14 protein-coding genes and 1 pseudogene are annotated in these 14,346 nt (G+C 62.0%); 3 read left to right on the plus strand and 12 right to left on the minus strand.

The genetic code is table 11. The features are described 5' to 3' along the window. Window positions 1-21: 21 nt before the first annotated feature. The 3 genes and pseudogenes from DYZ14_RS13045 to rnk form a co-directional block, all read right to left on the minus strand. A pseudogene (locus tag DYZ14_RS13045) lies at window positions 22-1,075 on the minus strand (nucleotidyltransferase family protein). A 188-nt stretch (window positions 1,076-1,263) separates the two neighbouring features. Then, on the minus strand, window positions 1,264-1,803 hold the full coding sequence (locus tag DYZ14_RS13050) for a nucleoside-diphosphate kinase (RefSeq protein ID WP_154721070.1): 540 nt from the start codon (window positions 1,801-1,803) through the stop codon (window positions 1,264-1,266). 136 nt (window positions 1,804-1,939) lie between these two features. Beyond that, window positions 1,940-2,359: a nucleoside diphosphate kinase regulator gene (gene rnk / locus DYZ14_RS13055; RefSeq protein ID WP_154721071.1), complete on the minus strand. Its 420-nt coding sequence runs from the start codon at window positions 2,357-2,359 to the stop codon at window positions 1,940-1,942. 431 nt (window positions 2,360-2,790) lie between these two features. On the opposite strand from rnk, the gene DYZ14_RS13060 reads away from it, so the two are divergent. Continuing rightward, entirely contained in the window at window positions 2,791-3,201 is a 411-nt protein-coding gene (locus DYZ14_RS13060) for an ester cyclase (protein WP_154721072.1), read from the plus strand. A gap of 13 nt (window positions 3,202-3,214) precedes the next feature. On the opposite strand, the gene DYZ14_RS13065 is transcribed toward DYZ14_RS13060, so the two are convergent. The 8 genes from DYZ14_RS13065 to DYZ14_RS13105 form a co-directional block, all read right to left on the minus strand. Continuing rightward, complete coding sequence (locus DYZ14_RS13065; protein ID WP_195949947.1) at window positions 3,215-3,658, minus strand: MarR family winged helix-turn-helix transcriptional regulator; 444 nt, start codon at window positions 3,656-3,658, stop codon at window positions 3,215-3,217. A gap of 480 nt (window positions 3,659-4,138) precedes the next feature. Then, on the minus strand, window positions 4,139-5,134 hold the full coding sequence (locus DYZ14_RS13075; protein ID WP_154721073.1) for a Gfo/Idh/MocA family protein: 996 nt from the start codon (window positions 5,132-5,134) through the stop codon (window positions 4,139-4,141). Then, a complete protein-coding gene (locus DYZ14_RS13080) occupies window positions 5,131-6,012 on the minus strand; it encodes a sugar phosphate isomerase/epimerase family protein (RefSeq protein ID WP_154721140.1) in 882 nt (293 codons plus the stop codon). The genes DYZ14_RS13075 and DYZ14_RS13080 overlap by 4 nt, the downstream gene beginning before the upstream one ends. 25 nt (window positions 6,013-6,037) lie before the next feature. Then, window positions 6,038-6,871, minus strand: a complete 834-nt coding sequence (locus DYZ14_RS13085; protein WP_154721074.1) for a carbohydrate ABC transporter permease — start codon at window positions 6,869-6,871, stop codon at window positions 6,038-6,040. Continuing rightward, window positions 6,868-7,791, minus strand: coding sequence for a carbohydrate ABC transporter permease (locus DYZ14_RS13090; protein WP_154721075.1), 924 nt, complete (start codon window positions 7,789-7,791; stop codon window positions 6,868-6,870). The genes DYZ14_RS13085 and DYZ14_RS13090 overlap by 4 nt, the downstream gene beginning before the upstream one ends. A gap of 234 nt (window positions 7,792-8,025) precedes the next feature. Continuing rightward, entirely contained in the window at window positions 8,026-9,225 is a 1,200-nt protein-coding gene (locus DYZ14_RS13095) for an ABC transporter substrate-binding protein (protein ID WP_154721076.1), read from the minus strand. A gap of 26 nt (window positions 9,226-9,251) precedes the next feature. Continuing rightward, complete coding sequence (locus DYZ14_RS13100; RefSeq protein WP_232365536.1) at window positions 9,252-10,247, minus strand: alpha/beta hydrolase; 996 nt, start codon at window positions 10,245-10,247, stop codon at window positions 9,252-9,254. Beyond that, window positions 10,247-10,933, minus strand: a complete 687-nt coding sequence (locus DYZ14_RS13105) for a GntR family transcriptional regulator (protein ID WP_154721077.1) — start codon at window positions 10,931-10,933, stop codon at window positions 10,247-10,249. The genes DYZ14_RS13100 and DYZ14_RS13105 overlap by 1 nt, the downstream gene beginning before the upstream one ends. Before the next feature lie 102 nt (window positions 10,934-11,035). Here DYZ14_RS13105 and DYZ14_RS13110 point away from each other — a divergent pair, with 102 nt between their 5' ends. Beyond that, complete coding sequence (locus DYZ14_RS13110; protein WP_154721078.1) at window positions 11,036-12,127, plus strand: ABC transporter ATP-binding protein; 1,092 nt, start codon at window positions 11,036-11,038, stop codon at window positions 12,125-12,127. A gap of 140 nt (window positions 12,128-12,267) precedes the next feature. On the opposite strand, the gene DYZ14_RS13115 is transcribed toward DYZ14_RS13110, so the two are convergent. Beyond that, window positions 12,268-12,735, minus strand: coding sequence for an Lrp/AsnC family transcriptional regulator (locus DYZ14_RS13115; protein WP_154721079.1), 468 nt, complete (start codon window positions 12,733-12,735; stop codon window positions 12,268-12,270). Between the two features lie 120 nt (window positions 12,736-12,855). Here DYZ14_RS13115 and DYZ14_RS13120 point away from each other — a divergent pair, with 120 nt between their 5' ends. Continuing rightward, window positions 12,856-14,334, plus strand: a complete 1,479-nt coding sequence (locus tag DYZ14_RS13120) for an NAD-dependent succinate-semialdehyde dehydrogenase (protein ID WP_154721080.1) — start codon at window positions 12,856-12,858, stop codon at window positions 14,332-14,334. Window positions 14,335-14,346 lie beyond the last annotated feature (12 nt).

A 14,346-nucleotide genomic window follows, 5' to 3' on the forward strand; every position in this document is an offset into this window, starting at 1 on the left:
TTATCAAGGGATTGCGCCCGGTCAGGTGGACAAGATTGGACGGCTGGCCTTCTGTGTTCCCCTCTGGGTCTGTCTGGGCAGGCCGGACGATCGGCATCGGCGCCACGCAGGCCCGCGCCCCCACGCTTCGTTGTAGACGAGTGCCAGGTCTGCAGATCGCCTTGTTTGCTGCAGGGCTTCAAAGAGCAAAGCGGCTTGGCGAATATCCTTCTCTCGTTTCGCCGGGCCCTGCCCGTCCGTGTGTCCGCGGCTGGCGACGATGAGTTTGTCGACGGCATACCGGGACGGATCAGGGACGACCACCGGAGCACCGCTTCGATGGAGTAGCATCGTCCTGACCGGTTCCCTGATGAGCAAGTCGAGAAAGCGAAGGGGATCCGCGCTGGCACCGCCGAGGGCGGACATCTTCGCCGGCTGGCTCGATGTAGTCGTCCGAACAACAGTTCGATGTCAGGAATTTAACTCGGTAACCGTCTGCATTCTGAAACGCCGACGAGGCTGTGGATCTCGATCCATGTGGAACTGGCCGGAAGCTGGCATCGACGCCCTGCAGCACCCCAAAGATCGGCGGCAGACTGCCTTCAACCTCTCGGCTGACGGCATAGCCCTGGGCAATCTCCGCATCGCCGGTCAGAATTGCCGCCATGGGAAGGCGGACGCCCAGAAGTCCTGACTAGCACTGAAAGGCGACCGTGCCGATGAGAACGCCCCTAAGCCGAAAGAGACCACCATCGGCAAGCGCCTCGACGATATCACCCGACATTGCATCAGGAGCAACCATTCCCCCTTCCCGTGTCAGGGTATTCACCAAGCGCCTGCGAGCACGTAGATTGTCTTTGTCGCGCTTATGATCGGCTACACGCTGAGCGATATCCGGATCGCCGGCGGGGCCGACATACCGACGTTTGGTACCACCATGTCCATCTGGGATGTCGAAGTACCAGTACTTGCGTCCCTTGATGTTGGCGAGGGTGAACCCACCCTCCGGAGGGAAATCGGCCGTCCAAGCCGCGTCGAGCGAGCGTTGACCCAGTTCGGCAAGCATCGTCTGATACATGAGTTCGATGGACTTCATTAGCCCTACTCCGACGTTATGCTGTTCTTCAAGAACAGTATAACAATCGATGGGATGGGCCGCGAGATGCGAAGGCGGCGAACGATCGAATGGTTGAGTTCTCCTCTCCTCAGCAACCAGAGCCGAGAGCGCCGCCGGTGCGGAGCATCCCCGGCATCGAACGTCCGTGACAAGATCATGAACGGAAGTCAGGCCGCCGACGGTCCCGGATCATCGAAACCGCCAGGGACTACGGAAATTGGTCCCTGCCGCCGATCCAATCCGCCCGACACTAGACGCAGTACTGGCTGAGGCTCGAGCCTGACAACATCCGGGCCAAAGGCCCGGCTTTCGCGACGCGATGCCTCCGGCTGGTATTCCACCTTTTCCATAAGCAATTTTTCTTCATCACCATTCGTGTTCACGTAAGAGATTTCCTGCCCTTCTCGCAGACCGAGAAGCGCGAGGCCGCGTGGGGTCGTGATGGGTAGAAACATGCCCACGGGCCAAGAGGCTGGGCCGGGCGAGAGCACGCGCGCATCGCTTTCGCCGCCGTTGACGCGGAAGCGGACCCGGCTGTCGATGCTGGCGATCTCATTCGGCAAATCTTCGCGGAACACCACAGTCGCCTTTTCAATCTTGTGCCGGATCAGGGGCAAGAGGAGGTCGTGGTGGCCGGGCGGGTTGTCGCGCAGGGCCTCCAGCATGGCAAAATCTTTGGTGGTCAGAATGAAATTGTCGTTCGGCATTTCGCAGTTCTCCATCGCTCCTCAATGAGCGCGTACACGGACATGGACAGGAGATCCCCTGCGCGCGCACCGCGCAGGGGTTGTTATTCTGCGATAAGGCCTCCATGGATCTCGAGGCGAGAGAAGACGCGGATCATCATGCCACCTTGATGATTTCGCAGGGACCGACCTGTTCCACGTGGAGGCGGCGCCCACGCCCGTCCCGTGCGACCCAGTCGATGGACTGCCCGGCAGAGAGACCGATCAGAGCCGCACCAATCGGTGTGAGGATGGAAATCCTGTTCGCGGCGATGTCAGCCTCTCCCGGAAACACCAGCGTAACAGTTCGTTCTTCAATACGATCGCTCGTGAAGCGGATCGTTGACCCCATCCGCACTACCTCGGCGCCAATCTTGTTGTCCTGGACAATGCGGGCACGGTCGAGTTCAGACAGGAGTTCTTCGCAAACCTCCGGATTTCGTGAAACATGCGCCTCCGCAAGCCGCGAAATCCTTTCATGGTCGGTTCTCGTGAGGATAATAGCAGGCTTGTGATTTCGCTTCTTTTCGGGAGACATTGTCGTGGACCTGCACAAATGCGCAGCCGCACCTTGGGCGCGTCGCTGTCGTTCTAAAAAATAAGGATGAATTGTCGCTTCGTAGCCCGTTATTCCCGACATGGGGGACGCTACACTTGCCCCACGACCGAGTCGCGACGCGACGGGGCCGGGGGTTATCTGCCTGCGATAAGGCACATCCGTTTGCGGATGATATGGAAGCGCTCGCTCAACATAGCCCGAAGATGGGCAGGATCTGTTGAAAAGTCAAGCATGGTCAACCCGCGCGTGTCACCACCGAGACGATTACCGATGTGGGCAAGCCAGCTCCGGGGCCCTTCCTGGACTGGAGGCCGGAGGCTGCACCACTTGCAAGAGGCTGGAAGAGGGTTTAGACCAGATTTGTACAGCTTAACTGTATATTTTTCGCAAACTGGCGCAAAGGATCCCTTATGGCTGCTAACATCAAGGAAGTGGTTCGCCGCTTCAACATCGAGGTTATCCAGAAAGGCAACGAATCCGAATTCTGGTCCCTGATGGCTCCGGACTTCGTGAATCACGCCGCGCCCCAGGGGGCGCCGAACGGCCCGGAAAGCATGTGGAACAGCTTCCAGAACACTCTACGCCCGGCCCTGTCGAACATCATTGTCACGATTCATGACCAGATCGCAGAGGGCGACAAAGTCACCACACGCAAGACAATCAGCGGCGTACACACCGGAACCCTGTTCGACGTTCCGGCGACCGGGCGCGATGTCGCCATCAGCGTCATCGATATCGTGCGGGTCGAGGACGGCAGATATGCCGAGCACTGGGGCTTGAATACTCTGGCCGTCGTACGCGCGGCACTGTCGGCGGCCTGATGGCTCGTGCCTTTCAGCACAAACGCTCGATGATGCGAATCGCGGCTTCGAGCGTTTGCCTCTCCGTCACGGACAGACGTTCCTCGATCAAGCCGGCAATCTGCATGGTCCGGGCCTCACGGGCGCGGGCCAATTGCACCCGCCCCTTTTCGGTAATCGTGAGAAGCTGGCTGCGTCTGTCTACCGTATTGGGCCTTTTGCTGACCAGCCCCTCGGTTTCAAGCTCGGCGGCGACCAGCCGCATGCTCTGATGTCTGACGTTACGGCGCTCCGCCAGTTCCGCGACGCTGAGCGGCCCCGTCCCGTCCAGAAGCGACAGCGTTTCCGACTGCGAGGTCGTCGGCGTATTGGCCTGCTTCCTCACCCCGCGTACGAACCTGCCGAGCGCGACGCGAAGATTTTCCGCAAGTGCCCGGGCATCGGTGGGTTTTTCGGAGGTGGTTTGTTCGCCGGCCAAGTTGCTTTCTTCACCTAAACAGAACGCTCTTAATCGTATTATAGAACAAGAGAACCTGAAGAGAAATGGCCTCGGCAGCCTGTGCCCGCGTCGCCATAATGTATTTCGGCCAGATCGAGATGGAAACCCGATCGCAGATCTTCGGTAATCCCCGGCATCTCTATGCCAGGCGCCTCTTGGGCGCGGTCCCCGCTCCCACCCGCGTCGCGAAAGGGTGCCCCGCCAGCGCTTGGCTGGCGAGATCCCGAGCCCGGTGTGGAAGGTCGGCGAAAGCCCGGCACGGGCGCTGCTCGTCGACATCGGCGGCGGGCACTTCGTTGCCCAGGCGGCAGCACCGGGATTGAGCTGACAGTCAACGGTCTCAGCGGACCGTCGACTGTCAGGCCATAGCCCCCTCACGCGTCGCTAGGCTTCAGCAGAGGCGGACGGTGGACACCTCGGCAATAGGACCGATCGAACTTGCTGAGATCACGTTCTCCATTACAGAACCAGTTCGCGCCGCAAGGTTTCCAGCCGCTCCATCGCCACCACCCCGTCGGCGATGGTCGGGGCCGGCGTCTCCTGGCCAGCCAGCGCCGGGATGGCGTCCTGAAGAAGGGAATAGTAGCCCTTCGGATCCTCGTTGGCGGCGGCGGTGAAGTTCGGCTTCCAGGTGAGGCTATCCGCTCCCTCGATCAGGGTCGCCTGCGGATCGTCGATTTTGAAAGGCGGATTGCGGTTCCACCGAACGTCGATGACATTCTCGACCTCGATGCGCTGGTGGTCGCCCATCAATTCGATGCGCTCCACCGGCGCGCCGCGCGACTGGATCGTGCCCATGGCCACCGTGCCGATGGCGCCGCATTCGAAGTCCAGGCTGATATGGAAGAGAACCTTGCCCGGTTCCTTCTCCACCTTGCGGGCGGTGAGCTTCTTCACCGGCGAGACGAGGAAGGAGACGAGGTCCATGTAATGCACGCAGTGGTGCAGGAAGAAGCCGGTATAGTCGACATTGCCGACGAAATAGCCCGGCGCCGTCATGTAATAGCCGGTAAGGCCGAGAACCGGTCCGAAGCGGCCGGACTTGACGATATTGGCGGCGATCTTGTTGCCGGCGGAATAGCGTTTCATGAAGCCGACCAGCAGCGGCTTCTTCGCCTTCTCCGAAGCCGCCAGCAACTCGCGGGCGCCGGCGGCACTCCCCGATGGCGGTTTCTCCATGAAGACCGGCAAGCCGCGTTCCAGTGCCGCCTTGCCGAACATCAGGTGTTGGTCGGGACCAACGGCCATGCCGATGGCGTCGAGGCCGGGTGTCGCGATCAGTTCGGCGGCGTCAGTCGTCAGTTTCGAAACGCCGAACTGGCGGCCGGCGGCGGCAAGCCGCGCGCCGTCGATGTCACAGAGCGCGGCAAGCTGCACGTCATGGCGCACCACCTGGGGGAGAAGCATCTGGGTTGCGTGCACGCCGCAACCGATCCAGCCGATTTTCAATGTCATCTGCGATATTCCGTCAACATGATGTGGGATTTGATGAAGTCGGCGCTGGCGCTAAGCCGTTCGCTTTCATCCTCATGCGGCGGGCGCCACTGGGCGAAGGGAACGCCGAAGCGATCGTCGTTTCGGCGGAAAGGCTCAAGCGAAACCGGCCCCTTGTAGCCGATCTGATGCAACGCCCGGAACACGGCGACCCAATCGGTTGCGCCGGTGCCGGGAAAGCCGCGATGGTTTTCGTTGGCCTGGAAATGCACCAGCCTGTCGCCGGCGAGCAGGATCGCTTCGGCCAGGCTCGCCTCTTCCATGTGCATGTGGAAGGTGTCGAGCATCATCTTCACGGCCGGATGGGAGACGGCATCGAGCAGTTCCATCGCCTGCTGCGTGGTGCACAGCACATCGCTTTCGAAGCGGTTGAGCGGTTCCACGGCGAGCGTTACGCCGATCTTGGCCGCGTGGTCGCCCGCTTGGCGCAGCCCCGCCACGCAACGGGCCTTGCGGGCCTGGCGCTCGGTCTCCTCGACAGGCTTCGGCGCGCGGCCGGCAAACACCAGCGGATTACCGGTCAACGGTCCGCCGACGATGGCGGCGCCGAGTGCTGCGGCCGTATCGGCGGCATATTTGAGGTACTCGACCCCGCCGCGATAGGCGGCCTGGTCTTCCGACGACAGATTTCGCTCCAGGTTGACGCGGGCGGCGAGCACAACACCGAGACCGGCATCTTCCAGCGCCTTGCGGGTGTCGGCGAGATCCAGTTCGCCGGGCTCGGGCACCAAAAGCTCGACGAAGTCGTAGCCGAGCTCGCGCATGCGGGAAAAGAGATGGAAATGCTCGGCCGTGAAGGGCCTGGCATACTGCATTGAAATCAACCCGACGGGGTTCATGATCATTCCTTTACTTCTAAAAAACTCAGCCCTTGACGGCCCCTTGGGTAAGCCCGCCGATCAGGCGACGCTGGACAATGAGAAACAGGATGGTGGCCGGCATGGCGCCGACGACAGCGCCGGCCGAGAGCAGGCCCCACTCGATCTGGTATTCGCCGATCAGCGTCTGGATCGCCACCGTGACTGGCCGGACGTTTCGCCCGCCCAGCGTCAGCGCATAGAGATATTCGTTCCAGGCGGTGATGAAGATGTAGATGCCGGTGGAGATGATGCCCGGCATTGTCAGCGGCAGCACGACCCGGCGCAACGCGGTGAGCCGCGAGCAACCGTCGATCATGGCTGCCTCGTCGAGGCTTTTCGGGATGGCGCCGATATAGCTGGTCAGCATCCACACCGCGAAGGGAATGGCGACCGTGGCATTGGCCAGGATCAGGCCGAAATGCGTGTCGAGAATGCCGGCTTTGCGCATCAGCATGAACAAGGGCAGGATCAAGAGCACGATCGGGAACATGTTGATCAGCAGGAACTGCAGCATGACCAGCTTGCGACCGGGAAAACGGAACCGCGAGAACGAATAGGCCGCGGTAACCGAGACCGCGAGCCCGATGACGACGGTGCCGCCGGCGATGATCAGGCTGTCCAGCATGTTGTCGAGAAAGCTCGTCTGGCGGAACAGTCTCGAATAGTTGTCGATGCTCCAGCCGGTAGGCGAGAGCGAGACGCCGGTGGCGTTCAGGATCGCCGTCGGCGTCAGCGATGTCAGGATGATCCAGGCGAACGGCGCCATGGCGAACAGCACGATGAGCGCGACCGGCAGGTCGGTGGTCAGGATACGCCGGATCGTCGAGGGAGTGTTCATCGTTCGACCTCCTTCATGGTGCGCATCAGGTAGATGGCGACGACGGCGCCGAGCAGCAGGGTGAAGGTGACCGCGATCGCCGTACCATAACCGAAATCGAGGTTCTGCCGGGCGCGGACAAAGGCATAGAGCGGCAGCGTATGGGTCGCGTAGCCGGGGCCGCCACCGGTCATGACGAAGATCACGTCCATGGAATTGGCCACCCAGATGACACGCAGCAGTCCGGCGGTCGCCAGCACCGGCGCGATACCGGGCAGGGTGATGTGGCGGAACTGCCGCCACGCGGTGGCGCCATCGATAGACGCCGCCTCGTACTGGCTTTTCGGAATGCCCTGCAGACCGGCAAGGATCATGACGGCGAAGAAAGGGAAGCCTTGCCAGGTCAGCGTGGCGATGATGGCGTAGAGCGCGAGATCTGGATCGGCCAGCCACGGCACGGCCGTCTGGATGACCGACAGATGCAGCAGGATGTCGTTCAGCACGCCGGTATTGGGATCGTAGATCCAGCGCCACATCAGCGCGATGACCACGCTCGGCAGGGCCCAGGGGATGATGATCAGCGCCCGCGCCAGGCCGCGCCAGGGAAACTCGCGGTTCAGCAGCAGGGCCGCGACAAGTCCAAGCCCCATCTGCAAGGGTACGGTGAGGCCGATCCACACGGCGGTATGGCCGAGTGCGGTCCAGAACACCGGATCCTTGAACAGCTTGATGTAATTGCCGAAACCGACGAATTTAGAGGCGTTGGGCTTCCACAGGATCAGATCGAAGAAACTGGTATAGACCGCCTGCGCCATGGGGAAGAAGACGATGAAGAGCGTGACCAGGAAGGCCGGCGCGAGAAGCGCATAGGGCATCAGCCGGGTCGACAGCGCGGGCGCGATGACCACACGGGACTGATGGGGTGAAACGACGGTCGACATGATCTTGATCCTCGCCTTGCGGCTGGTGGGACGAACCGTCCGGCCAGGGCCGGGCGGGTATGATTTCAGGACAAACCCCTCTCCGGCCGCGTGCGAAAGCCGCCAGACCATCCGCGGGACCTTTGACGGCACTCCGCCAAGTGCCGTCCCCCTTGCCACCACCGTGCTTCCGCCGTCATCGGCCCCCTGCCCCGACGGAGCGCGGCCGGAAACCGGACGACGGAGCAAGGCCGGTCACTGCACGAACAGGGCTTCCAGCTGCTCCATCATCTGCCTGGAGGTGATCTGACCGGTCAGCGCCTGCTGCATGCTGGTCTGCCACGCGGTGTTGACGAATTCCGACGTCGCGGTGTTCTGCGGCAGCACATGGGCAAAGGGCAGCGAGTTGACCGTGGCGTCGACGAAACGGCGCTCATGCAGCTTCCAGTCGGCCGCGCCGCTCTGGGTCACCGTCATCTGGCCGGTTGCCTTGTTGAACGCCACGTTGTTTTCGCCCTCGGCGAGGAAGGAGATCCATTTCCAAGCGGAGTCCTTTGCCTGAGATGACGAAAAGATCGCGAGAGATTCGTCGCCATAGGAGGTCCAGCGGCCGCCGCCGCATTCCGGTACCGGCACCGCCGAGACCTTGTCGCCGAGCGCCTTCACCATGTCGTTGGACGAGCCGATATGGTGGATCGTCATGGCCGTCTTGCCGCTCTTGAAGGCGCCGGTGATTTCCTGGAAACCGTCATTGGGGGCGGAAGGCGGAATGACCTTGTCCTTCTGGAACAGGTCGATCAGCCACTGGTTGGCGGCAACCGCCTTGTCGCTGGTGAGCCCGCCGGCCTTCAGTTCGGCGCCCTGGGAAAGCACGAAGGCGCCCCACTGGTCCCAGCCGCCCTTGCCGCCGCGCAGGCCGAAACCGTAGGTATCGGGCGCCTTGGTCAGCTTGATCGCCGCGTCGCGAAAATCCTCGCAGGTGGCTGGCGGCTTCAACCCGGCCTCCTCGAACAGGTCGGCGCGATAGTAGAGGTACAGCACGACATATTGGATCGGCAGATAATATTGGTTGCCGTCGGCACCCTTGTTGAGCTCGAGAAGATTGTCGAGCAGGTCCGCCTTGCCCGCCCAGGCATCGATGCGCTCGCCGATCGGCTCGAGCGCGCCCATTTCAGCCAGGCGCGGCTGGGCAAACAGCTTCACCATGGCCGCATCGGGGGCGTTGCCGCCCACCAGCGACGTGTAGAGCTGGTCATAGTAACTGTTCCACGGAACGTTTTCCGCCTCGATCTTGATGTCCGGATTGGCCGCCTCGAACTTCTTCACGAGATCCGCCATCGGGTTTTCCGGATTGTCGAAGTGATACCAGAAACGCACGGTATCGGCCTGAGCGGACCCTGCCGCCAGCATTGCGCCAAGGGCGACACCCAAGGTCAGTTTCTTCCAGTAGTTCATACTTTCCTCCTCCTCAAATGATTGGACTACGCTTTTGAAGCCATCCGTCTTGCTTGCCCGCCCGCGAGCCTGAGCGCCTCCCGCGCCGCCTCGAGGTCGATGCTGTGTTGCAGAAATCCATGCACCACGCCCGGATGGATCGTGGTGGTCTCCGAGCGACCGAGCGCGCCGAGCCGCGCCTCGAGCCTGAGCGTGTCGGACAGCAGCGGATCAATGCCCGCCGCCATCAGGTAAAGCGGCGGCAGCCGGGACAGCGCCTCGTCGGATGCCTTGAGCGGCGAGGCCAGAACGTCAGCCGCGAGCCTCTCGACATGTCGGCCACCGGCATAGGCCGACCAGTAGCGCTGCATCTTGGCCTGCGTCAGCCCCGGTCCGTCGGCAAATGCCGCATAGGACGGCGTGGCGAAGTCACAGCCATAGGTGCCGTAGAACAGCAAGGCCCCGGCAATGTGCGGCTGGCCGGCAGCCTGTTCGTGCAACAGGGCGGCAAGCGCCAGGTTGGCACCGGCGGAATCGCCCGCGACCAGCAAGGGACCGGCCTTAACACCCAGATGTCGCGTGGCCTTGAAGGCATTGCGCAAGGCCACGATCACATCATGAAGACCGGCGGGAAACGAGTCTTCCGGCGCAAGCCGGTAATCGGGCACCAGAACAGGCAGGCCGCTCTCGACGGCCATCAGCCGGGCGCAGCGTTCATGCGTGGCGGGACTGCAGAAGCAGAAGCCACCGCCATGGACGAAGATCAACGCCCCGGGGCGAGCATTTTCCGGCACGATCACCTCGAGCTTCCGGCGGGCGGACCCGAGCACGGGGTCGGCGTCGACGACCACCGTCTCGCGAAGCGCAAGCGGCGGCAGGTCCCTGTTCCACCGGGCATTGGCGCGCTCGACAAGGGCGCGGCCTTCGGCCCACGGCATCAGCGTCGCATCCGGCTGAGCCCCATCCTCCGCCAGAACACGGGCGGAAAGCGCCGCCATTTCGGCCGAAAGCTCACGGGGAAAATCACAAGGTTCCTGCATCATTACGTCGCATCCGGAAAGATGTTCGGCCCCAGATCGACGATCGTTGCGATGTGATGGCGCAGCGCATCGCGAGCGGCAGCGACATCGCCTTCGGCGATCACATCAATGATGGCGCCATGACGACGCGCGGTCGCCACGAGATCGCGCGGCGCCGAGGAGCGCGAAATCTTGAAGCGGTGATTGTGGATCAGGCAACGATGCAGGATAGGATCGAGCGCCGGCAGCTCGGCATCGCGCAGGATCCGGCGGTGAAAATCGCGGTCGTGCGAGGCAAGCTCCAATTCATCTCCGGCCTTGGCGGCCTCGACCATTTCGGCGAGGAGCCCGCGCAGATCGGCGACCAGCGACATGCGCCGCGCGCCCATCACACGGGCCACGCCGCTGCATTCGATCTGCTGGCGAACGCGAAACATTTCCACCGCCTCAGCTTCGGTGCACTGCGACACCTGCGTGCCGCGATGACCATTGCGCAGAACCAGCCCCTCCTCCTGCAACTGCAGCAACGCCTCGCGTACGGTGCCCTGGCTGCAGCCGAAATGCGCGGCAAGTTCCAGCTCGGTGAGCGCTGCTCCCGCCGGGAGCAGGCCAAGCATGATCTCGCGCTTCAGCCCGTTGAAGGCCGCAGCCGATTTAGCCGGCTTTCCCGGGTTCGCCCGTCCATTGCTGCGTTCTGAAAAATACGACATTCGATTTCACTCGAAGGAGTTGCTTGACGTCTCGTTGTCATTATCGATAATGATATCGATAAACGACGTCAAGGCCTGTTTTGGCCATGGGAGGAGACAAGGGTGGGTGCAATTTCGTTGAGGCAGGTCCGCAAGTCCTATGGCGCGCTGCAGGTTATCCACGATGTCGATATTGAAATCGAAAGCGGCGAGTTCATCGTGTTGGTCGGCCCCTCAGGCTGCGGAAAGTCAACACTGCTGCGCATGATCGCCGGGCTTGAGGATATCAGCGGCGGCGAGCTTCTGATGGCGGGCACGGTGGTGAACGCGCTGCCGCCCTCGGAGCGCGACATCGCCATGGTGTTCCAGGACTACGCCCTCTATCCTCACATGAGCGTCCGGGAAAACATGGCATTTGGTCTGAAGATGCGCGGCGCCGACGACGAGACGATCGACGAGAGCGTGGCCCGCGCCGCCGAAATCCTGAAGATCGGCCCGTTCCTCGACCGTCGCCCCGCCCAGCTCTCGGGCGGCCAGCGCCAGCGCGTCGCCATGGGCCGCGCCATCGTGCGTGAACCTTCCGCCTTCCTGTTCGACGAGCCGCTTTCCAATCTCGATGCCGCCCTTCGCGTCGAAATGCGGCTGGAAATCGCCAAGCTGCACGCGCGGATGAAGGCGACCACCGTCTACGTGACCCATGACCAGGTCGAAGCGATGACGCTGGCGGATCGGATCGTCGTGATGAATGGCGGCGTGGTCGAACAGATCGGCAAACCGCTCGAACTCTATCATCGGCCCGCCAGCCTGTTCGTCGCCCGCTTCATCGGCAGCCCCACCATGAACACGATCGAGGCCAGGCTTGAAAGCGTGGAGGGCGGCACGCGCGTGCATCCGCTCGACGGCCGCATCTTCACCGTACCCGGCCTGTCGGTGGCCGCCGCGGGCCATGGCGGCTCGCAGGCCGTCTTCGGTGTCCGGGCGAGCGATCTGGTGCCGGTCAATGAACCAGACCGGGCCTGGTTCTCGGGTAAGGTCGCGGTGGCCGAACGGCTTGGCAGCCAGACCTTCGGCTATGTCGAGATCGCCGACGGCACGATGATCTCGGTCGAGTTCCCACGCGACATGGACATCCATGTCGGCCAGTCGGTCCATCTCGCAGGGACCGCGGGCACCGTGCATCTGTTTGACCCCAAGTCCGGCATGCGGATCAATTGATTGAAACGGATGATACAAGCGGACGTTTTCACTGAAGAGCAGATGCGCATGAGCGTGGTCGCCGCAGCGGTAACGAATCCGCCGCAAAGCCTGTCACTCGCGCAACGAAACCCGCCAGGACGTGTTCGATCCCAGATCTGCTAGTTATCGATCGGAAACGCAAAACCTGCCTTCACTCGGTCCATGACAACCATGGTCTTGAACCCTTTGATATCGTGGTTTTCGTAAAAGAAGCGCCGGGTGAACGCTTCGTAATCCTCCATGTCCTTTGCGGTAATCACGAGGATGAAGTCGGCGTCACCCGTGACGTAGTACCCGATCATCACTTCCTTCGTGCCCCGGATTGCAGCCTTGAACCGATCGACGATGTCGGCGCGTTCGCGCTCCAGCGACACCAGAACGATCATCGTGATGCCCCGCCCGACGGCTTTGGGCGATACAATTGAGACATCCGCCTCGATCACCCCCTCCTCCCGCAGCCGCTTCAGCCGCCGTTGGCAGGCCGTCGGCGATAGATTGACGATGCGCGCCAGCTCTTCCGACGTCAGGCGATTGTTCTTTTGAACAGCGTCCAAGAGCGCTTTGTCCGCTCGATCCAGTGAAGTCATGCAGCAATCCTGCGCCCAATGGCAAAAAGAAGTCTTCTTTCTGCATAGGGTCCATCGACTACGCAGTCAAACGATCACGGCTCGCGGCTAGACTACGACACATCGTATGAGGAGAGACGCATGAAAGGTATCGCCAGCACTGCGCTGAAATCGCTGAAGCAACCCGGGCTGCTCGAGCACCGTGCCTTTCTCGACGGCGCCTGGGTCGAGCGCGCCAAAACACTATCCGTCACCGACCCGGCCACCGAAGAGCATCTTGCGGATGTCGCCGCCTGTTCACCCGAGGACGCCGATGATGCTGTCGAGGCTGCCAGCCGGGCTTTCCTTGTCTGGCGCGACATGATGCCGGTCGAACGCGGCGGTATTCTGCGCACTTGGGCAAAGCTCATGCGCGACAATAAGCGGGATCTTGCCGTCATTATGACAGCGGAACAGGGAAAGCCGCTGGCCGAGTCGGAGGGTGAGATTTCGTATGCAGCGAATTTCCTCGACTGGTTCGCCGCCGAGGGCGAGCGTGCCTATGGCGAGACAATCCCGAGCCACCTGCCCGGAGGCCGCGTCTCGGTGCAGATGCAACCGGTCGGCGTTACTGTGGCCATCACGCCGTGGAATTTCCCCTCGGCCATGATCACCCGCAAGGCCGGCGCGGCACTCGCCGCCGGCTGCACCATGATCGTCAAACCAGCGCCGGAGACACCACTCTCGGCTCTTGCCCTTGCGAAACTAGCTGACGACGCGGGCATGCCGGCAGGTGTATTCCAGGTCTTGACCGGCGAGGCTGCGCCACTTGCGGGCCGTCTGCTGGAGCATGCGGACGTGCGGGCATTTTCCTTCACAGGCTCCACCGAAGTTGGCCGAATTCTGCTGACCCAGTCGGCAGCGACAATCAAGAAGGCCTCGCTCGAACTGGGCGGCAATGCGCCCTTCATCCTTTTTGACGATGCCGATCTGACGGCAGCGGTAAAGGGATGCATGGGTGCAAAGTTTGCAACGTCAGGACAGGATTGCCTCGCAGCAAACCGCATTTATGTCCAGCGCGGGCTCTACGAGCGCTTCGTTGACGCTTTCGCCAGGGCAACATCTGGACTCAAGGTAGGACATGGCCTTGAGCCGGACGTCGACATCGGACCGATGACTCGTCCTTCTGTTGCCGAAAAATGCCGCAAGCAAATCTCTCAGGCACTGTCTGCCGGCGCGCGCCTCGTGTGCGGCGGACAGGACAGTCCGTTAGGGGGCAATTTCGTCATGCCGACCGTGCTGGCCGATGTCGACGACGACATGCTGATCGCACGGGAAGAAACCTTCGGTCCTGTCGCCGCGATATTGCCATTCGACGACGAACTCGAGGTGCTCGCGCGCGCCAATGACACCGAGATGGGGCTGGCAGCCTATGTCTACACCCGTGATCTCGGTCGAGCGATGCGTCTCACGGACAGGCTCGAATACGGGATGGTCGCTGTCAATACGCCGAAGTTCACCGGAGCGCCGGTACCGTTCGGTGGGTGGAAGCAATCCGGCCTTGGTCGTGAAGGCTCCCGCCACGGTCTCCTGGAATATCTCGAGGCAAAATACGTCTGCTTCGGAAATCTCGCTGCTTGAAAGGAACTTGCG

The sequence above is a fragment of the Ciceribacter sp. T2.26MG-112.2 genome, assembly GCF_900492205.1.
GTDB classification, from domain to species: domain Bacteria; phylum Pseudomonadota; class Alphaproteobacteria; order Rhizobiales; family Rhizobiaceae; genus Allorhizobium; species Allorhizobium naphthalenivorans_A.

What these genes read in the sequence shown, in the direction of transcription:
- DYZ14_RS13050 (WP_154721070.1), bottom strand. Translation starts at nt 1,803, where the DNA reads ATGCCGAACGACAATTTCATTCTGACCACCAAAGATTTTGCCATGCTG.
- rnk (WP_154721071.1), bottom strand. Translation starts at nt 2,359, where the DNA reads ATGTCTCCCGAAAAGAAGCGAAATCACAAGCCTGCTATTATCCTCACG.
- DYZ14_RS13060 (WP_154721072.1), top strand. Translation starts at nt 2,791, where the DNA reads ATGGCTGCTAACATCAAGGAAGTGGTTCGCCGCTTCAACATCGAGGTT.
- DYZ14_RS13075 (WP_154721073.1), bottom strand. Translation starts at nt 5,134, where the DNA reads ATGACATTGAAAATCGGCTGGATCGGTTGCGGCGTGCACGCAACCCAG.
- DYZ14_RS13080 (WP_154721140.1), bottom strand. Translation starts at nt 6,012, where the DNA reads ATGAACCCCGTCGGGTTGATTTCAATGCAGTATGCCAGGCCCTTCACG.
- DYZ14_RS13085 (WP_154721074.1), bottom strand. Translation starts at nt 6,871, where the DNA reads ATGAACACTCCCTCGACGATCCGGCGTATCCTGACCACCGACCTGCCG.
- DYZ14_RS13090 (WP_154721075.1), bottom strand. Translation starts at nt 7,791, where the DNA reads ATGTCGACCGTCGTTTCACCCCATCAGTCCCGTGTGGTCATCGCGCCC.
- DYZ14_RS13095 (WP_154721076.1), bottom strand. Translation starts at nt 9,225, where the DNA reads ATGAACTACTGGAAGAAACTGACCTTGGGTGTCGCCCTTGGCGCAATG.
- DYZ14_RS13100 (WP_232365536.1), bottom strand. Translation starts at nt 10,247, where the DNA reads ATGATGCAGGAACCTTGTGATTTTCCCCGTGAGCTTTCGGCCGAAATG.
- DYZ14_RS13105 (WP_154721077.1), bottom strand. Translation starts at nt 10,933, where the DNA reads ATGTCGTATTTTTCAGAACGCAGCAATGGACGGGCGAACCCGGGAAAG.
- DYZ14_RS13115 (WP_154721079.1), bottom strand. Translation starts at nt 12,735, where the DNA reads ATGACTTCACTGGATCGAGCGGACAAAGCGCTCTTGGACGCTGTTCAA.
- DYZ14_RS13120 (WP_154721080.1), top strand. Translation starts at nt 12,856, where the DNA reads ATGAAAGGTATCGCCAGCACTGCGCTGAAATCGCTGAAGCAACCCGGG.